Annotated in this window: 18 protein-coding genes; 13 read left to right on the plus strand and 5 right to left on the minus strand. The window is 58.4% G+C overall.

Annotated features, from left to right (window positions below; genetic code table 11):
• Positions 1-663: 663 nt before the first annotated feature.
• A complete protein-coding gene (locus AGR2A_RS05495) occupies positions 664-2274 on the minus strand; it encodes a DNA cytosine methyltransferase (RefSeq protein ID WP_080822465.1) in 1611 nt (536 codons plus the stop codon).
• A gap of 256 nt (positions 2275-2530) precedes the next feature.
• Entirely contained in the window at positions 2531-2812 is a 282-nt protein-coding gene (locus AGR2A_RS05500; protein ID WP_080822467.1) for a hypothetical protein, read from the minus strand.
• Positions 2813-3530: 718 nt separating this feature from the next.
• On the opposite strand from AGR2A_RS05500, the gene AGR2A_RS05510 reads away from it, so the two are divergent.
• The 11 genes from AGR2A_RS05510 (at position 3531) to AGR2A_RS05560 (ending at position 11782) form a co-directional block, all read left to right on the plus strand.
• The gene (locus tag AGR2A_RS05510) at positions 3531-4907 is read left to right on the plus strand and encodes a replication initiation protein (RefSeq protein WP_139786335.1); all 1377 of its coding nucleotides are present in this window, start codon (positions 3531-3533) and stop codon (positions 4905-4907) included.
• Positions 4908-5039: 132 nt separating this feature from the next.
• Positions 5040-5591, plus strand: a complete 552-nt coding sequence (locus tag AGR2A_RS05515) for a hypothetical protein (protein WP_080822472.1) — start codon at positions 5040-5042, stop codon at positions 5589-5591.
• Between the two features lie 206 nt (positions 5592-5797).
• A complete protein-coding gene (locus AGR2A_RS05520; RefSeq protein WP_139786336.1) occupies positions 5798-6340 on the plus strand; it encodes a hypothetical protein in 543 nt (180 codons plus the stop codon).
• Complete coding sequence (locus AGR2A_RS05525; protein WP_080822474.1) at positions 6333-6626, plus strand: hypothetical protein; 294 nt, start codon at positions 6333-6335, stop codon at positions 6624-6626. The genes AGR2A_RS05520 and AGR2A_RS05525 overlap by 8 nt, the downstream gene beginning before the upstream one ends.
• A 1-nt stretch (position 6627) precedes the next feature.
• The gene (locus AGR2A_RS05530) at positions 6628-7128 is read left to right on the plus strand and encodes a hypothetical protein (protein ID WP_080822476.1); all 501 of its coding nucleotides are present in this window, start codon (positions 6628-6630) and stop codon (positions 7126-7128) included.
• Positions 7115-7597 carry a hypothetical protein gene (locus tag AGR2A_RS05535; RefSeq protein ID WP_080822477.1) on the plus strand — a complete coding sequence of 161 codons (483 nt, stop codon included), beginning with the start codon at positions 7115-7117 and terminating at the stop codon, positions 7595-7597. Before AGR2A_RS05530 ends, AGR2A_RS05535 begins: the two co-directional genes overlap by 14 nt.
• Positions 7594-8094, plus strand: a complete 501-nt coding sequence (locus AGR2A_RS05540) for a hypothetical protein (protein WP_080822478.1) — start codon at positions 7594-7596, stop codon at positions 8092-8094. Before AGR2A_RS05535 ends, AGR2A_RS05540 begins: the two co-directional genes overlap by 4 nt.
• On the plus strand, positions 8094-9515 hold the full coding sequence (locus AGR2A_RS05545) for a hypothetical protein (protein ID WP_080822480.1): 1422 nt from the start codon (positions 8094-8096) through the stop codon (positions 9513-9515). Before AGR2A_RS05540 ends, AGR2A_RS05545 begins: the two co-directional genes overlap by 1 nt.
• A 30-nt stretch (positions 9516-9545) precedes the next feature.
• Positions 9546-9827 carry a hypothetical protein gene (locus AGR2A_RS28850; protein WP_139786337.1) on the plus strand — a complete coding sequence of 94 codons (282 nt, stop codon included), beginning with the start codon at positions 9546-9548 and terminating at the stop codon, positions 9825-9827.
• Between the two features lie 114 nt (positions 9828-9941).
• Entirely contained in the window at positions 9942-10610 is a 669-nt protein-coding gene (locus AGR2A_RS28855) for a hypothetical protein (RefSeq protein WP_167378176.1), read from the plus strand.
• Positions 10611-10618: 8 nt separating this feature from the next.
• Positions 10619-11782, plus strand: coding sequence for an integrase (locus AGR2A_RS05560; RefSeq protein WP_139786339.1), 1164 nt, complete (start codon positions 10619-10621; stop codon positions 11780-11782).
• A gap of 789 nt (positions 11783-12571) precedes the next feature.
• Here the strand turns inward: AGR2A_RS05560 and cysN are convergent.
• The 3 genes from cysN to AGR2A_RS05575 are packed head-to-tail and all read right to left on the minus strand — an operon-like array spanning position 12572 to position 15816.
• Positions 12572-14053, minus strand: coding sequence for a sulfate adenylyltransferase subunit CysN (gene cysN / locus AGR2A_RS05565; protein WP_045532544.1), 1482 nt, complete (start codon positions 14051-14053; stop codon positions 12572-12574).
• Entirely contained in the window at positions 14053-15006 is a 954-nt protein-coding gene (gene cysD / locus AGR2A_RS05570) for a sulfate adenylyltransferase subunit CysD (RefSeq protein WP_037091710.1), read from the minus strand. The genes cysN and cysD overlap by 1 nt, the downstream gene beginning before the upstream one ends.
• A gap of 27 nt (positions 15007-15033) precedes the next feature.
• The gene (locus AGR2A_RS05575; RefSeq protein WP_185933308.1) at positions 15034-15816 is read right to left on the minus strand and encodes a phosphoadenylyl-sulfate reductase; all 783 of its coding nucleotides are present in this window, start codon (positions 15814-15816) and stop codon (positions 15034-15036) included.
• A gap of 204 nt (positions 15817-16020) precedes the next feature.
• On the opposite strand from AGR2A_RS05575, the gene AGR2A_RS05580 reads away from it, so the two are divergent.
• Together AGR2A_RS05580 and AGR2A_RS05585 are read left to right on the plus strand one after the other, a co-directional pair.
• On the plus strand, positions 16021-16461 hold the full coding sequence (locus AGR2A_RS05580; RefSeq protein WP_072494120.1) for an RrF2 family transcriptional regulator: 441 nt from the start codon (positions 16021-16023) through the stop codon (positions 16459-16461).
• Between the two features lie 245 nt (positions 16462-16706).
• Entirely contained in the window at positions 16707-17732 is a 1026-nt protein-coding gene (locus AGR2A_RS05585) for a sulfate ABC transporter substrate-binding protein (protein WP_004440447.1), read from the plus strand.
• Positions 17733-17919: the final 187 nt, after the last annotated feature.

A 17919-nucleotide genomic window follows, 5' to 3' on the forward strand; every position in this document is an offset into this window, starting at 1 on the left:
GCGGCCGGCACCAGATGAACTGCACGCCACATAGGCAAAGCACAGAAGCCGAGCCAAGACAGGATGTCGCTGGCCCACAAATCGCATAAGCCTCATTCCCCAGTGAATGGCATCGATAGCGATCGGCGGGGGTACGTCTCTCGGCTCGCCAGGAACGCGGGCGGCTTAGAGAGCGAACGATCCCGACCATCCGCTGACATCGCATCCACCGTCCGTTCCACTCGGCTCGACCTGAAAATGAAATTCGGTGAAAAGCCCCTCCCTTAGCAAACTGATTATGGTGCCAATTTCGGAAAAGGTAACTTTCAAGGTTAGAGATAGCAGCCTTGGATCATGATCCCGTGAGAGAAGCCCGGCAGAAGATTGCTGTCTCTCATTCGAGACTGCGCCGATCCAGACTACCGAGCGATATTTCTCTTGCGAGGAAGGCGGGGTCAGCCGAGCTGGTACCACCATGTAGCAGATGCCAGCTATGCTAGCCCTCTCAGAGCGAACATCGGTGCCAATCGTTCCGGATGCTTTACCATAAAATTCCCCATGCCACGTGCCCGGGGTCAGAACCGCGGGTGATAGCGGATTGATCTTGCTCATAGTTCACTTTGGAGTGAAATCGGGCTCAACGCAAACGCAGTCGCCTTTGTCATCCGTTCGATCTCTCGTAAGTCAGTCGTCGTCTTTGAGGGATTCGAGGTGCTCGAGATATTCGGTGTCTTGCATGGGGTCGTCGTAGTCCTCTGGTCGCCAGTTCTCGTCAGTATCGAGCGCAGGTGGCGACAGGTGGTAGTCATCTGGATACGGATCGAAATCCTGTGCGGCCTTGTCCGCGAGATAAGCCTCCTCGACGGTTTTCGGCGGCACGCGCGGAGTCAGCAGCCGCTTCTTTGTCGCTCGGGTCGGCACAGGACTGTGCAATAGATCCTCGATAGTCCATTTCGCCAGCCACTTGGCGGGGTAGCGTGGAAACAACGATGGTCGTTTCGGCTCTCTCTTGCGCTTGGCTTCGCCCTTTGCAATGGCCACCTCGACCTCGGATTTCTCGCGAGGCCTCTCGGCGTACATCCGAAGAGCGACCCGCATGTCGGATTTTGCGGTCGTGTCAAAGGGTTCCTGAACATTGGGATCTCGCTGATCCTTGGGGAGCCTCTGGTTCTCCTTCCACGCCTTGTAGATGTCATCGAACACCCTCTCAAGTTCGGCGGCTTCGATGTAAGCATCTGAGTAGGTCCTGCCTCCCAGAAGTATGCGGCCCCTATTGACGCGACCACAGATGTTATCGATGGTTCGTTCGTTGAGGTCCTTGCGGGTTTCTCTGAGACACGCGCCGAAATCCCTATTGACCTTCGAGACCTTTCCTTCGTGCCGTTCGCGGATGGCTTTTGCGATGTGATACGCGAAAGCGGGCGGCATTGCATTCGCAACCATCTGGTCGATATCACCGACAGCTAGCTTTCCGCTGGAGATCGGCCACTTAAAATTCCTCGGAAAACCCTGCAATCGAGCCATCTGCTGCTGCGTCAGGACGTGGGCATCCGTCGCTCGGATTGCGTCCTTTGGATTTTCACGCGTCTTGTGAATTCCGTAGGGCTTTTGCCGGAAGGACTTGTTGATGCCGTTGGTTGGCTCGTCGATGCTGAACACGCCCGCACCGCTGGAAAATGCTCGAGTGTAGTAATAGCCAATTTCTAGCAGTCGAGCGTCATCCGGGTCTCGCGGGTCAAGAATGCTCCTGACTGTCCGCTGTTCTTTAGAGGCTAGTTTCCGGATAGGATCTTCGAGAAATTGGTACGCCTCACCCCGTCTGCCGATCGTTATCAATCGCCAGCGCTCCTGAGGAACTCCGTATCGCGACGCATCCAAGAAGAGTTCCGTGAGTCCGTATCCGGAATCCAGCCATATCCTGCGGGCATCATAATACTCACGGCTTTCTGCGGCCTCCGTCACGTTCTCGTAGACAAACCACTCGGGCCGCGCGGTGGCGATCAGCAGAGCGTACGATCGTGTATAAGCTGCGTTCTGTCCCGGTCGACGTTTGCCGCCCTTAGAGAAGTCCTGGCACGGAGGCCCACCGATCACAATGTCCACCTTGTTCCGATCAAGCTGCGTGCCGAATTCGGTCAGATCTGAAGCGTCCGCCCAGTTGTATTCCAGCCCGTTTGCGGCGCGAACGTAACCGACCCGATCCCACGCATCGACACCGCCTGATACCTGGATGCCTGCGGCTTCGAACCCGATGCCCATGCCGCCGACGCCGGAATAAATCTCGAATGCTTTCATGTGACATCCCACCCACCGATATCTCAGTGTATATTGTGGAACCGTTTCGAGCCCGTAAACGCCGTCGGCAGCCTACGATCCGTTGAGCTTCTTGAGAGCGCACGTGATCTCGGCGCTGTATAGTGTCCGAATTTTAGCGTCCTTCTCGGCCATCATGCTCTCCTGTGTTTAGATGATGGTCGCCCCGACGCAGCGAAAGATCCAATGACCGGCAGCCGTGGCGATGCTGAATCGGGAATCCGCAATTTGACCCGATTTAGAGGAAAGCCCCTTGAGCGATACGCGATGCCTGACGGCGGTATCGGGCGGCCATCGACAGAACCTCGGCGTACGTCGATGGATTGCGCACGACGACAACCAGGCTGAGCGCGGCTAGGGCGTGGCCCTTCGTGGAGTCGGCTTTGGAGAAACCACGGCCGTTCCTGTTCTTCGCATGGTCCGCGTCCTCGGCTGCGACAGCACCAAGCACGAGCAGGGCTTCCCGGGCTTTTGGGTAACGTGGATCATCCCCGCGCGGTGGAGGGTCGAACTTCCCCATCAGACACCTCCGCGATCACTACGCTCACTACGAGGAACTCGAGAAAGTCGATCATTAAAAACGGAGTAACGGGGGGAAGTCGGTAGTTTCGAAGGTCGGGTAGTGACCGCACTCAGGACATCGAGATCCGCACGAAACTGGAGGCGACCACGGGTCTTCCGATCGGCTTCGCCAAGATCGTATCCACGATCTACCAGTATCTGCTTCGCGAGATCGACAAGAGCATTGAAGGCGGCATCCCCATTCGGCTTCCCTCCCGAACGAGCAAAGGAGACCGCCACCGCCGCGGCAACTGCCACGTCCACGTCAGAGGCCTCAGGAGTTCCCCGAGCCTTCAGTTTCTCGCGATACCGCACCTGCTCGTTCGCGTGCACCTCACCCACATGCGTCCTGGCTCTCGGCATAGTCGTCTCCTGTCCTCACTAAGAGAGCATCGTGCCCTCACTACGAGATATCAGGATTGCCGTCGGCGGCGCAGAGCACAACAGGGTATTGGTCAAGCGTCTGGTAGAAACCTTCTTAACTTAACACCATGGCGGACAATAATGTTGACAGTAATTCATGGCGATCAGACCCGCCGAAACCGTCCACTTATTTGTCTCTGATGGTGTTAAGTTAAAAAGGTTAGACGTAGTACGACAGATACGGTTGATTCGTTCTCCGCCGACAAGCACCATAACCCTACAGGATGCCGGAACATCCTCTCAGGTAGGTGCATATGATCGATACTCCCACAACGACAAGTGACTGGCTTGTTGCCTTCTGTCATCGCTACGACAAGACCCGGAAGTCGCGGGAAACCGTGGCGAACCGAAAGCCTCGCAGAACTAAATTCAATACAATGAACCGTTACCATGTTCGTGCTGTGGATGAAAAACGCATGCGGATGGAGCGTGTCAACAACGGTTATGTCTTTCCGTTCGCCCGTGAAATCGCTGGGCGTGTTCGGCAGCCATTCATTGAGCAAGGGCTGAGGACTTTCGGAAACCCCATTTTAAAATTGTTCGTCTCCCGGATTCCGCGCGGAGGGAAGGCTCGGGCATCCGACAACAAAGCCGATCTGTATGTTCCGTACTGGTCCAAACTCCTGACACTCGATTGCCCATACATCGAAGGCACAAAGCAGTTCTTGTCGTTCATCCGCCTGGATTGCGATGCGGTGTTCTCCTCAGCAGAAGCTTGTGTTCAGGTTTTGCAGGGGCGTGTCGATGCAGGTTCAATTCCCCACCTCCCACACATCATCGTTGGTGACGAGCTGCCGAACGGGAACTTTGCCAATCCCCACTTCCTGTTCATGCTGGAGGTAGGAGTATGGAACAACGAGAAGGACGCCCGCTGCCGTCAAACCCCCATACGTCTGTTTGAGGCTGTGTCGCGCGGGTTGACATCCGCACTGCTCGACATCGGTGTGGATCCCGGCGCTCCACAAGGCACGCTTCGTTGCAAGAATCCGATCTCGCCGATCTGGCGGACGATCACACCCAACGCTGAACACTTCATGTCTCTGAAAGAGTACGCGGCTGCCCTGAAAGACATGAAGTCGACCCGACCCGACCTGATCCGTCGCGCTGCCGAACTTCAAAGCGGTATGGGGAAGCTGAAGTCGAACGAGCTCTTCAACAAGCTGTTGGATTTCGGGATCAAGCAGCTCGCCAACTGGCATTTTTCCCGCGATGAAAGAATTCGCCTTCCAGTCGATGAACTCGGCAATGCGATCTACGACTCGATGGCAGCCTACGTGTCGTCCTCCGGATTGTCGGAAGAGCGTGCGGCTTATGTCATCGAAAAGGTCGCCACGCATCTAGCTGTCAGCTTCGATCCCAAGAAGCTCGACAAGCCGAGAGCACGCAAGCGTCTGGCCCACATCGTCGAGGACATGCCGACCGTGGAAGACAGGCAGCGTGCGGGTGCGGTCTACGCTCATAGAGCGCGGAATAAGAAGTCTCTCGACACTCTGAAGTCGGCGGTTGTGGGGCTTAGGGATGCAGGCAAGCTTTCCGGAATGTCGAAAGAAGCGATCTCGATCAGATCCGGAGTCAGCCGTGCATTCGTCTACAAGCACCTAGACGCAGTTCTGCAGGAGATCGCCGCATGATTTCGCTGTCGGCTATTGTGCAACTCCGCCGCCCGTCTGACACTGGTAACAGGATCGGGTTTTACCTGAGCTCGATCTCATTGAGGGAGAGCTTCCGGCAGCTCTCCCTTTTCCGTTTCTAAGGATGATCCCATGACCGAGTACCTCCGCTATAGAGACTTCATCGCTAACCTCGAAATCGATGCCGAGGGCGATGACACGACACGGATCGTCGACAGCCGCCACGTCGCCGATGTCTGCGACACCTGGCTCTGCCTGCGATCCGGCAAGGACGGCGGTGTGGCCTTCCTGCGTACTAGAAAGGGATACCCGTCCCCGACGAATGTGGGTGTCTCCCTCAAAATCGATCCTACGGTTTCGATGACCGCGCTTGCCGCAGCCCTCGCTACCCCGGAGATGATGTCGGCCGCGCGCTCGATCCTGACGCCGGGATCCACTGATCCAGTCGCCGCCGTGACGTTCGCCGAAGGCCTCAGGGATCTGCGGACGAATCCTTACCCGGAGGCGGCCGAGGCTCCACGCGCACCGCTGCTCCCAGTTCAGAAGCCGCCGTCGCTCGATGCTGTCCTGTGGGATCGGATACCGAATAGCCAGCGCCGCGAATACATCAAAGCGATGGCCCATGGCCTCGTCCGCCGTGTCCATCCTGACGACACAGTAGCTGATCTTCTCGCAGCCGCCTGACCCCACTGATTTATCAGTGAGTCCGATCGCTCAATCTTAACCCTGCCGGCGCCTTTCCAGTCGGCAGGGGCTCACAACTCATCCGGGTCCTGATATGCAGGATTCGAACCAAGGAACTCTCGATGACTGGACTGAAGATACGTCGAATAGCCGCCTGACCCCGCCGCGGGATGCCGCATTCGCATGTCTATGTTCAGGAGTCCTCCATGTCTTTCACCCGGAAATTCTATTCCGCCGACCTCCATCTCGGCCACCACGGCATCCTCCGCCACTGCGCTGCCACGCGCCCCTTCGACACCGTCGAGGAGATGGATGCCGCCATCGTTCGCCGGATCAACGACCGCGTTGCACCTTCCGACATCCTCTACATCGTCGGCGACTTCGCGATCAGCGGCGATGCCGAATACGTCCACCACCTGTTCCACGAAATTCGTGGCCGCAAGATCCTCGTGATCGGCAACCACGATCTGGATAACAAAGGCCGCTTGAATAAGGCGGTCCGCGATCTGCCATGGGATCAGCCGCCGATCCACGCACTGGAGACGACGGACGAAGGCTGCCACATCTACCTCCACCATTACGGCTGCCGCGTTTGGCCCCGGCATCTGCGCGGCGGCTATCACCTCTTCGGCCACTCCCACGGCGATCTGCCGCCGCACGGCCTCAGCCGGGATGTCGGAATCGACTGCGCAGACACGAAGTTCGCCCCGATGACCTTCCGTGAAATCAAGGAGTCCTTGCATGTCTGATCGCCTTCCCATCGGATGGTTCAGCCTCATCCACGACCTCCGCTTCGCGCTTATGCGCCAATACCCGACCACCGCCGTCCGCTCCATGTCCGCCGACCGCGGCTGGCTCACGGTCGACATCGACGAAACCATGCTCGGCCCCGCCGAACGCTACGCACTCGGCCGCCTCGTTCAGGGCTACGTCACGCAGTCGCTCCACACGTGCGCAGTCTGCGGGTCTGGACACGCCCGAGATCGTGGCCATGGCCGTGTCGTGACCTGTGATGAGTGCAACGAGGAGACCTGAGATGCTTCCTGATATCCCCCGCATCAAAAAAGACGATCTCGTCGAGGAATTCCCCGGTGTTTTCGATGCCGCCCGCTATATCGATGTCGGCATCGGTTGGCTGCCGCTTGTGCGCGATTTCGTGACTGAGGCGCTGCCGCACGATCCGTCTCTGGCCGTTCTCGAGATGAAGGAAAAATGGGGCGGCCTCAGAATTTGGTGCGACACCCCGGTACTGGAAGCGCGGCTCGCGAAGGGTAAGGCAGAAATCAAATCCGGACGGACATGCGAAATCTGTGGGGCCGAAGGCGATATCCGTCGGCCGCCGCCGGGCCGATGGTCGTGGTGGCGATGCCTTTGTTACGAGCATGCGTCTCCGGATCAGAGGTCGTGGGGTGCCCGCCGAGAAGGACCGATTTACGGCACGATGCAGGTCGCCGGAAAGTGGTACCGATATGACGAAGCGACGGATTCGATGGTTGAAACAGAAACGCCCTCGAGGTTCCGACATGATGACGTTTGACGAGCTCTGCGCAAAGCATCCCCGGCTCTTGCGACCGAAGTTTCACTTCATGTGCCACGAAGGCTGGATCGGTATCCTCGACGCGTATTTCGAGGTCGTCGATCGCGAAATGCCCGAAGGCGCAGTCTACCAGATCGGTCAGATCAAAGAAAAACTGGGCACGCTGCGCATTTACGACAGCTCCTACGGCGAGACTTGGGCATCCGTTAAGGCCGTCACGGAAGCGCATCGCCTCGCAGAAGCCCGCAGCTATCACACATGCGAATATTGCGGTCTCCCGGGAGTTTGGAGCAGCCGCCGCGGTTACCTGACGACTGTCTGTGCCGACCACGCTGTCGTTGACGGGTACCGTGCGGAGCCGGTTGAAAGCGAGTCTTACACGTATCGCGACGATGCCGGTGTCTGGCATCGCTACGATCCCGATGACGATGCCTTCGTGACCTCGGAACCGCCGGAGTGGGCACGATGACTGCACCCCGACGCCGCTTCGGTCTGCCGCCGCTGACGATCCACGTCGAATCCATGGACATCGAAGAACTCGTCAATGAATCCTTGCATCGGCAGCGAGATATGGCGGAGATCCTCGACCTCTACGATTTCGGTTGCGATGAGACCATCAGCCGTATCGGGTGGCACATGTCGCAGAGGACCGGTTCCGATTTCAGGATCGGTCGCCGGATCCTGCAGCTCATGTCTAAGGACAGCTATCTGATGCCGCCGCCCGAATTCCGGCTGTCGCGGCAGACGGAGCCGACGGAAGAGGACATGTTTCGAGCGCCTATCGTGACTCCGTACAGGGTCGAACTCTGGCAGAGCGGATCCACACCCGCCGAATGGCGAGTGCACGGCAGCGTGTATCACAGAGACTGGGAGCCGCGGATTTGGAGCAGGCTGCTGTTTCTCAACCGACAGTGGGGGATGGCGCTGACGGATGACGGATGGGTCCGTCTTGGAAGGAGAATCTGATGACGGCTGAGCGAAAGAAAGAACTCGCTGCTCTGTGCGCGGTGGAGATCCGGAAGACATCGGCGATCACAAAATCGCATCTGTCGGATTACGGCTATCACCTCGTCGAAGGCGTGGTCGATGCTGAGATGACGGCGATGATGAAGCGACTCACAGACAAATCAGTGGGTTCTGACGATGTGCCGATCTTGCGTGAGCTGGTGATTTCTGACCTGTGGCCGCGGCTTCGGAAGTCGCATGTAGAGCACCGCGATTATGTTTTCGAAGCGGTCAAGTCGATGAATAGGGGCACGATTGCCCAGGATGCCGCGTTCGCATTCGACATCGGGTGGCGACAGCTTCTTCAGTCAGCAGCCGAACGCCTCGAGACGTATCCGTCGGCATGGAAGGCGACGATCACGGGAGGCAAGGAAAAGTTCGGTTGCCTCGTCCTCCATATCGCCTGCGATGCCGAACAACCCGGCTGCCGATCCGAGCTCGAACGCCTTCGCGAGGAGGTGCGACTGCGCAGTCTTGCCACGTGCGATATCTGCGGTCAGAACGGACGGCTGCGACTCTCGTCGATCGCGAAGACTGTTTGCGATAAGCACGCCGCCGTCCTCGGCGATCTCCGTGAAGACGATGGAGTTCATGCGGATCCGTGGCACTGGCGCGCAGAGCAGCCGATTGAGGACCACATCGCTGATGTCATTGGGACGGCGCGCGCGATCATGGCCGATGCCGAGAATCCTTGGGTCGGCGCGGTCGATGTCAGTCTTCTGGCGGGAATGGATCCGCCGCTGGATTGGGACACGTCGCATGCCGCCGTCGATGTTGCCTCTGATGGGTCGGTCGAAGTGAAGCATCGTCATGACGGTCTCATGCCGCAGACGGCGGTCTCCCGCCAGATCGAACGCGACATCGAGAAGAATTTCGGTCGCAAGGCTGATCTCCTTCTCGAATTCATCGGGAAGATCGAGCTCGCAGTCGTTGCCGCGATGTCCGTTGCAGACGATGACGTCAACTTTTGGCTCCGCACGGAGGTTGGGCGATGGGAGAGCGTGCAGCCGCTTTCGGACGACGATCTCGAGTTCCTGCTGCGATACCTGCGTAACCTCGTCATCGACGAGCGCGGGCGGCGAGATCGGCACAGGGACGGGGCGGAATCTCTTCAGGTGTTCCTCGCCGACCATCCCGACCTCGCCTCGGAAGTCGCGGCGCTCGTCGGTCGGGGGCGCGAGTTGCTCGATGCGTATGCCGGTGATCTTGCGGATTCCGCTCGGGGCTGCGTGGTCAAGGAGGAATTCGTGGACGGATATGTCCGTGAGGAAATCGCGCTGTGGCCGGATGTCGGCGAGTTGTCGAAGAGCAACCGCGACTGGCTGCGGCAGTGGCTCCGGAGGATGATCGATGCTGGATTCAAGCGAGTCAAAGGCAATTGATGTCGTTTATTCTAAGCATGGGAGCCTTCAATGGCGGAAATCGACGACAAGTGTGGCTGTTGCGGTCGTCCGGGGCACGTGATCGGTGACGGCGACGAGGCACGGATCCGGTGCGTCCGGCATGAGAATGTCGTCAATGCCGAGGAGTGGAAACAAAGGCAGGATGCGATCCCGGTGATGTTCGAGACCGAGGCCGAGGCGTTGACGCATTTTCTCGCGGACTACGGTGACGGTCTGGATTTCATGCAGGAGATGGCGTGTGAAGATGCCGAGCATGATCCTGATGGTGAGGACCCGAATACCCGTCATTAACCTTTTCCGCGCTTACCGACAGAAAACCCCCGGACATGTTCTGCCATCTCGCGTATCAATTTGTGCGAAGAATTCAGTCGAATTCTTGTAACGAAAGCACTGGGATGCACGGCGATGCCGAAAAATCCCACGGAGATGTCAGTGAGTTTTATAGCTGCCGATCAGAGCGCCATTCTCGACCAGGTTTGGGACGAATCCGCGTACATCGCGGACTTGAACCATGACGTCGAATCCACGATGCGGGAGTTCGAAGAACTCGTCGATCTGCAGTGCCGAGAAGACGAAGAGGCCTGGACAGCGCTCGAAGATCTCCGCCGTGTGCTTGGCTTCGAACAGGACGAGCCTTCTGTCTCGGGTGAGCCGGCAGCGTGGGAACCGAACCCTGACGAACCCCTGACTATCTCCCAAGCCCTCTGCCTTCCGGAGCTTGGTGGCCGGCTGTTTGCCGACCGTACCGGAGTACCGTCGAAGAACGTGCGGCCCTACGCGATCCGCAATGCGATCGCCGAAGGTCGTCTGCAGCTTCACCCGACTTCTCAGCGGGGTTCTCACAAAATTTCCAGAAACAACATCAAGGAATGGATCGAATCGAAATGGCAAGACGTCGCGAACCGCCCCGCCTCCAACTCGAAGCCGAGCGACAGAACAAAAACGGCAGCGTCGAAGCGGCAAAATGGGTCGTCAAATATTACGACGAGGGAAAGGGAAAAACAGTTAAGTTCAGCACAGGCTTCGGTCCTGCTGAAGCTGCAGAGGCTCAAAAATACTTCTCGAAATGGCTAGCAGAGAAGATGTCGGACCAGCCGATTCAAAAGAACCGGACTTCCGACGAGCTGCCGATCGCAGACGTGCTCTCTCACTATATCGATGAGCGTATTCCCCCGAAGCCCGGATCCGACTACAGGCCGTTCGCGCGACCGGAAGAGGTCATGGCTTACATGGAGGATCTGATCACATGGTGGGGCGACAAGACCGTCGATCAGATCGACAAGGACACATGCCGTGACTACGTCGCGACCTGCAAGAGCACGACTGCGGGCCGCAATCGGCTCGAGTATCTCCGGAGCGCCCTCAATCTGGCGAATAAGGACGGCATCCTTCGTACCGTGGTGACCGTTCATCTTCCAGCCAAGCCGGAACCGCGCTCGGAGCACCTGGAACGCGACGAGGTCGCCAAGCTGCTGTGGCATGCGTACAGGAAGCGCAGGAAGTACACTCACAACTCCAAGAAATCCGCCAAGACGGGTCTGGCTGGAACGACGGTTCTGACCGATTTTTTTCCGTGGAGGCACGTGGCTCGATACATCCTCGTCGCTCTCTACACAGGTACGCGCAAGGATCGCATCGTCGAAGCTAGCTTCGTCCGTCAGCCGGGCAAGCCTTGGATCGACCTTCAACGCGGCGAGTATCACCGTGCAGCACCGGGCGAAATTGTAGCCAAAAACAAGCAGGCCCCGACAATCAGGATCCCTCGGCGGCTCCTGTCGCACATGCGACGGTGGTACAGGCTTGGAGCGCGGCACCCAGTTGAGTACAACGGCGAGAAGGCTGTCGATACTCGGGCGTTCGCGACAGTCGCCGACGCCGTCTTTGGTGCGGATCGCAAAGTGGTGGGCCACACGCTTCGACATACTGCGGCTACCTGGCTGATGCGCCAGTCGGACCTCTCAATTCATGACATCTCGGGGTATTTGGGAATGTCGCTCGAGGTTCTCGAGAAGGTATACGGGCATCACCGGACGCACCATCAGAAAGGCATCGATTCGGCGATCTCGAAGGGCCGCATTGGCAAAGACAAGTACGACGTCGACGGCTATGACGGCTGGAGCTATGGCAAGAATGCACCGACAGATACCGACAGAATGAGCCGAAATCAGCCGGAACGAGACGAGACGCCGATGTCGAAAAGATCAGGAAAATCAAGGAAAGTGGACACTCTGGAAGCGGCGGAGTAAGTTCCGTATCGTGTTCGGGACGTGGGGGTCGGAGGTTCGAATCCTCTCACTCCGACCAGCTAGAAGCCCGATAAATCAGCGGCTTGCAAAAAATCCCGATACTTGCTGAAAACCTCCATATCAAATCGTCATACATGAACCGGGCCGGTCGAATCAGAGCCGGTTTGAACGCATTCGTCGCCCATGCCTCGGAGCCCAGTTGGATAGGCTGTCGCAACTTCCTGCGCTTCCACTTTTCCGTATGCGCGAATAAAAGAGGCCCGTCGCTCCGCCAAGCGCCAGGCCCCAATGTCGCGGCCTGTTTCAGGGGACGCGCGACACGGACCGTCTTAGAAGTGTCAATTCAGGTCCACAATCCAAGAAGTTACCCGTGACAGTCGCGAGCCCTGAGTTTCAGGGCCATCGCCGTGATCAACTTATCGCGATCAAAAAAGAGGCCCGCTGCATTTTCAAGCAACGAGCCTCTGTTCGGCCGCTTGGCGGAGCGACCGAGGGCAAATTCGCCTTTTGCCCATGAACGCTGAATGAACGAGCGCCCTTCTGCGCCGCCGAGAAACAACCCGTAAAAATCCGCAAAGCAGATGGATCGGAAAGCTTCCTCAGCCGTTATCCAAACATACAACAATGGAGGATAACATGCTGAAGGGTATTGCACTGTGGGCTATGGGCGTTCCGATCTTCGTGATCATTCTGCTTTATATGTTCGTGTTTTAAGTCGCATCTGACGACTGGACCCAAACAAAAAGGCGACCACACCGTGGTCGCCTTTTGTCGTTCATGCCGGCATTCTCAGTCGAGATCGCTGATGAGCCGTGAGGCTGTTGCCGCATCCGTGCGCCGGATGTCGATCTCGTCGCGGTGCTTAACAAGAAGCTCGCTCGCCAGCAGCTTTTCCGCGAGATCGGCAGGCAGCGAGAGAATGACCCGGTCGCCTTTTTCTTCCGTCGCGCCGACGCTGCGCTTGGCCGATATCATGCCGCCCGCCACCGTGTTGTTGGTGTCGGGGTCGATCAGGATGAAGGAACCCGTCGAGCGGTTCTGCTCATAGGGATCGAAGATCGCCGTCTCATCGAAGGAAAGCCTGACCTTGCCGATGGCGTTCATCGGCAGCGACGTCTCATGCGCCTGCCATTCGCCTTCCTTGAGGTTCAGCTGGCTGACGGGCTGCACACTGACACGCTGTCGGCGGCTGCCGCTTTTCAGCCAGTAGCGCTTGCCGGCCTCGATGCCTCCGGGCTGCAAAGCCACGATCTGCGCGTCGAAGGCAAGGCCCGTCTGAGGCTGCGCCTCGATGGAGACGATCATGTCGCCGCGCGAGACGTCCACCTGACGATCGAGCACCAGCGTGACGGCATCACCCGCCACGGCGGCATTGCGCACCAGATCGAAAGTGACGATCTGCTTGACGTTGGCGACCATGCCGGAAGGCAGGATAACGACGCTGTCGCCCGGCTTCACCGAACCGCCGGCGACCGTGCCCTGATAACCGCGGAAGCTTTCGCCGGGACGCGAGACGCGTTGTACGGGAAAGCGGAAGCCGCCCGATTGCGCGGAGCGAACGGTCGCCAGTTCCAGCGTTTCCACCAGCGTCGGGCCTTCATACCAGGGCATGGAAGCCTTGCCTGACAGAACGACGTTTTCACCTTTCAGCGCCGACATCGGAATGGCGGTTATCTGCTTGATGCCGAGATCGGATGCGAAATCGCGGAACTCGTGGGCGATCAGTTCGAAACCGGCCTTGTCGTAATGCGTCAGGTCGATCTTGTTGACGGCCAGCACGAATTGCCGGATGCCCATCAGCGCCGCGATGGTAGCATGACGGCGCGTCTGTTCCAGAATACCGGTGCGGGCATCGACGAGCAGCACGGCGAGATCGGCGGTGGAAGCGCCGGTCGCCATGTTGCGGGTATATTGCTCATGGCCGGGCGTGTCGGCCACGATGAAGGCGCGCCTGTCAGTGGCGAAGTAACGATAGGCGACATCGATGGTGATGCCCTGCTCGCGCTCCGCCTGAAGACCGTCGAGCAGCAGCGCGAAATCGGGCAGGCCGAGATCGTTCTGCTTGCCGCTGTCGCGGTGCAGGGTCGCGGCCTGGTCTTCCTTGACGGCCTTGGTGTCCCAGAGGAGACGGCCGATCAGGGTCGACTTGCCGTCATCCACGCTGCCGCATGTGATGAGACGAAGCGGGCGGGTGTCGCGCGCTGCTTTCGAATGTTCAGCAAAGGGCAAAATGGTGGCCGTGGAAACGTTGGTGGTGGCAGAAGCGGTCATCAGAAATAGCCCTCGCGCTTCTTCTTCTCCATGGAGCCGGACTGGTCGCGGTCAATCGCGCGGCCCTGACGTTCAGAAACGGTGGCGATTTCAAGCTCTGCAATCACATCCTGAAGCGTCGCCGCCTCGGAACGGATCGCACCGGTGAGCGGGAAGCAGCCGAGCGTGCGGAAGCGGATCGAGCCACGCTTGACCTCTTCGCCGGGTAAAAGCTCCAGGCGCTCGTCTTCAGCGAGGATCATCATGCCGTCGCGCTCGATATAGGGGCGCTCGGCGGCATAATAGAGCGGCACCAGCGGGATGTTTTCCGCCTCGATGTAACGCCAGATGTCGACTTCGGTCCAGTTGGAGAGCGGGAAAGCGCGAACGCTCTCACCCTTGCGCACCATGCCGTTATAGATGTTCCATAGCTCAGGGCGCTGGTTGCGCGGGTCCCATTTGTGGTCGGGCGTGCGGAAAGAGTAGATGCGTTCCTTGGCGCGGCTCGCCTCTTCGTCGCGGCGCGCACCACCGAAGGCTGCGTCGAACTGGCCGGCATCCAGTGCCTGACGCAGGGCTTCCGTCTTCATGATGTCGGTGTAAAGCGCCGATCCGTGGGTGAAGGGCGTGATGTTTTCCGCTGCGCCGCGCGGATTGGTGTGGGAGATCAGTTCGAGATCATATTCCTTGACGATATTGTCGCGGAATTCGATCATCTCCTTGAACTTCCAGCCGGTATTGACGTGCAGCAGGGGGAACGGAATGCGACCGGGGAAGAAGGCCTTGCGCGCCAGATGCAGCAGCACGGACGAGTCCTTGCCGATGGAATAGAGCATCACGGGCTTGTCGAATTCGGCTGCGACTTCGCGAAAGATATGAATAGCTTCGTTTTCAAGCGCCTTCAGATGGGGATCGAGCGGCGGCTTGGATGCGACAGTATTCTTGCTGTCCGTCTCGTGGACTGCGTTGGACATTGTGAACTCCGGGAATGTACTGAATGATTATCGTTGCGGGATGGCGGAAACGGCGGAGGTCTGCTCCGCACCGGCGACGTGAAGACCGCATTCGCGCTTCTCGTCGTTTTCCCACCACCATCGTCCGGCGCGCTCAGGCTCACCGGGCTTGATGGCGCGCGTACACGGCTCGCAGCCGATGGACGGGTAACCGCGCTGATGCAACGGATTGATGGGGATGTTCTCCTGGGCGACATGCGCCTTGATGAGGTCGATATCCCAGTCAGCCAAAGGGTTGATCTTGATGAGATTGCGATCGGCATCGAATTCGGCAAACGGCGTCGTGGCGCGATTGCCCGACTGGCCGCGACGGAGGCCGGTGATCCAGAAGGCGGCACCATCAAGCGCCTTGCCGAGCGGGATCAGTTTTCTGACATGACAGCAGGCATGACGCGCCTCAACGCTTTCGTAAAAGCCGTTGAGACCGTATTTTGCGGCGTAGGCGTCTATATCGTCCTGTTCGGGACGGAAACGACGGATTTCGACGCCGAAACGCTCCTCGGTTTCATCGATGAGATCGACGGTTTCCTTGAAAAGACGGCCAGTTTCCAGCGTGACAACGTCAATCGGCAGGCGATGGGTGCCGATCGCGGCGGTGATGACCTGATCCTCGATGCCGAGGCTGGTGGTGAAGACCGCGCGCCCGCCGAGGCCGGCGATAAATGAAAGCCGACCCGCCAGATCGAGCCCGACAAGCGTGGCATCAAGGGAAGCGGCATCGGCAGAGGCATTTGCTGAATTGATGGTCATTGTCACGTCCGGGATTTCCATGGCCGATTATTGTTGAAATCGGCGCTTTGGACGAGAAATGACAGTCTTTGTGCGCTGCACTTCAGAGCAAAAATGCCTCTCGCGCGCGTGCTATGAGCAAAAGATGCCCGTTCACCTTGTTCGCAGCCTGGATTTGAATTGTGACAACTTCTGCGCTAAGCCGTGATTGCCGGGTATCCGGGCTTGTGATCTACTGGTTCTACAATGATTTCGCAGAAGGCAAAATATGCGCTGAGGGCGCTTCTCTCGCTGGCCAAGGCCGACGGCGGCTGTCCTGTGCAGATTTCCGACATTGCCCGCGAACAGGCCATTCCGAAAAAGTTTCTGGAGCAGATCCTTCTCGAAATGAAGAAGGAACGCCTTGTCGAAAGCCGGCGCGGCAAGCAGGGTGGTTATCTTCTGGCTCGCCCGGCGGATGATATTACTTTCGGCGAGGTGCTGCGGCTCATTGATGGCCCCCTTGCTCCTCTGCCTTGCCTCTCCCAGACCGCCTATCGCCGCTGCGAGGATTGCGACGGCGAGAAGCAGTGCGAGATCCGCCACGTCTTCGCCCGTGTGGCCGATGCGACGCGCAACATCCTGTTCAACACCACCATTGCGGATGCGGTGGCCGGTATCGAAGTGCCCGAGCTTTTGACGGCCTGAAGAAAAATTCGTCTAAAACACCTCAATATTTTTCGCCATCGCGGCAAAAAACCGGCAAAAATGTGAAACGCTTTTGCATTCAGCAAAGTTTTACACGACGCTTGTTGCGCCTTTCGCTTATGCTGCGCTGTATTTGTTGCCCGGAGAAACGCTCAAGGGAAACACTTTTTCGATCGTATTCGGCCTCATTGACCAACTCTACTCAACCGGTAGAGTTAAGCCATCGCAATCAGGAGGGAATACCGATGTCCAAGCTTCTGTCCGGTTTGAGCGTTGTCGCGCTCAGCCTCTCACTGGCACTTGGCGCAGCTGGCTCGGCCGCGGCGCAGACCAAGCTGCTGAACGTGTCCTATGATCCGACCCGTGAACTCTACAAGGATTTCAACGAAGCCTTCGCCAAGAAGTGGAAGGCCGACACCGGCGAGGACGTCACCATCCAGCAGTCGCATGGCGGCTCCGGCAAGCAGGCCCGTTCGGTCATCGACGGTCTGGAAGCCGACGTCGTGACGTTGGCGCTGCAGAGTGACATCGACGCCATCGTGCAGAATTCCGGCAAGATCAACAAGGACTGGCGCGGCCGCCTGCCGCATAATTCCTCCCCTTACACCTCCACCATCGTTTTCCTCGTTCGCAAGGGTAACCCGAAAGGCATCCATAACTGGGGCGATCTGGTGAAGGGCGACGTGCAGATCGTGACGCCGAACCCGAAGACCTCGGGCGGTGCGCGCTGGAACTATCTCGCGGCCTGGGCCTGGGCGAATGAAGAATTCAAGGGCGACAAGGACAAGATCAAGGCCTATGTCGGCGAGCTCTACAAGCGCGCTCCGGTTCTCGACACCGGCGCCCGTGGTTCCACGGTAACCTTCGCACAGCGCCAGATCGGCGACGTGCTGCTCGCCTGGGAAAACGAAGCCTATCTGGCCGGCCAGGAATTCGGCGCTGACGCTTTCGATATCGTCGTTCCGCCGATCTCGATCCTTGCCGAGCCGCCGGTCGCCGTGGTTGACGCCAATGTCGACGCCAAGGGCACCCGCAAGGCGGCCGAAGCCTATCTGCAATATCTCTATTCCGACGAGGGCCAGAATATTGCGGCCAAGCACTTCTATCGTCCGTCCAACCCGGCCGTTGTCTCCAAGGACCTGCTGAAGCAGCTGCCTGACATCAAGCTCGTCACCATTGACGACCCGATCTTCGGCGGTTGGGCAAAGGCGCAGCCGGAACATTTTGGTGACGGCGGCATCTTCGACCAGATTTACAAGCCCGCGAAGTAAGCGGATGATGGGGTGAACGTAGTCACCCCGTCCCACGGGACAAGACAAATCAGAACCTGATCGACCGGACGCCGTGCCGGTCGATACTTTATAATAAGCGCCGGGGGAATACCGGCTCCCAGAGAGCACCTCCAGGACGGGCAGACCTCGGTTGACTGTCCCGGAAATGTTCAAAAACTAAGATTAT

The organism is Agrobacterium genomosp. 2 str. CFBP 5494 (assembly GCF_900013495.1).
Lineage (GTDB): Bacteria > Pseudomonadota > Alphaproteobacteria > Rhizobiales > Rhizobiaceae > Agrobacterium > Agrobacterium pusense.

Coding starts and splice junctions, on each gene's coding strand:
- AGR2A_RS05510 (WP_139786335.1), top strand. CDS start 3,531: ATGATCGATACTCCCACAACGACAAGTGACTGGCTTGTTGCCTTCTGT.
- AGR2A_RS05545 (WP_080822480.1), top strand. CDS start 8,094: ATGACGGCTGAGCGAAAGAAAGAACTCGCTGCTCTGTGCGCGGTGGAG.
- AGR2A_RS05535 (WP_080822477.1), top strand. CDS start 7,115: ATGATGACGTTTGACGAGCTCTGCGCAAAGCATCCCCGGCTCTTGCGA.
- cysD (WP_037091710.1), bottom strand. CDS start 15,006: ATGTCCAACGCAGTCCACGAGACGGACAGCAAGAATACTGTCGCATCC.
- AGR2A_RS28855 (WP_167378176.1), top strand. CDS start 9,942: ATGCCGAAAAATCCCACGGAGATGTCAGTGAGTTTTATAGCTGCCGAT.
- AGR2A_RS05520 (WP_139786336.1), top strand. CDS start 5,798: ATGTCTTTCACCCGGAAATTCTATTCCGCCGACCTCCATCTCGGCCAC.
- AGR2A_RS05585 (WP_004440447.1), top strand. CDS start 16,707: ATGTCCAAGCTTCTGTCCGGTTTGAGCGTTGTCGCGCTCAGCCTCTCA.
- AGR2A_RS05495 (WP_080822465.1), bottom strand. CDS start 2,274: ATGAAAGCATTCGAGATTTATTCCGGCGTCGGCGGCATGGGCATCGGG.
- AGR2A_RS05580 (WP_072494120.1), top strand. CDS start 16,021: ATGATTTCGCAGAAGGCAAAATATGCGCTGAGGGCGCTTCTCTCGCTG.
- AGR2A_RS05515 (WP_080822472.1), top strand. CDS start 5,040: ATGACCGAGTACCTCCGCTATAGAGACTTCATCGCTAACCTCGAAATC.
- cysN (WP_045532544.1), bottom strand. CDS start 14,053: ATGACCGCTTCTGCCACCACCAACGTTTCCACGGCCACCATTTTGCCC.
- AGR2A_RS05530 (WP_080822476.1), top strand. CDS start 6,628: ATGCTTCCTGATATCCCCCGCATCAAAAAAGACGATCTCGTCGAGGAA.
- AGR2A_RS05540 (WP_080822478.1), top strand. CDS start 7,594: ATGACTGCACCCCGACGCCGCTTCGGTCTGCCGCCGCTGACGATCCAC.
- AGR2A_RS05575 (WP_185933308.1), bottom strand. CDS start 15,816: ATGGAAATCCCGGACGTGACAATGACCATCAATTCAGCAAATGCCTCT.
- AGR2A_RS28850 (WP_139786337.1), top strand. CDS start 9,546: ATGGCGGAAATCGACGACAAGTGTGGCTGTTGCGGTCGTCCGGGGCAC.
- AGR2A_RS05560 (WP_139786339.1), top strand. CDS start 10,619: ATGTCGGACCAGCCGATTCAAAAGAACCGGACTTCCGACGAGCTGCCG.
- AGR2A_RS05525 (WP_080822474.1), top strand. CDS start 6,333: ATGTCTGATCGCCTTCCCATCGGATGGTTCAGCCTCATCCACGACCTC.
- AGR2A_RS05500 (WP_080822467.1), bottom strand. CDS start 2,812: ATGGGGAAGTTCGACCCTCCACCGCGCGGGGATGATCCACGTTACCCA.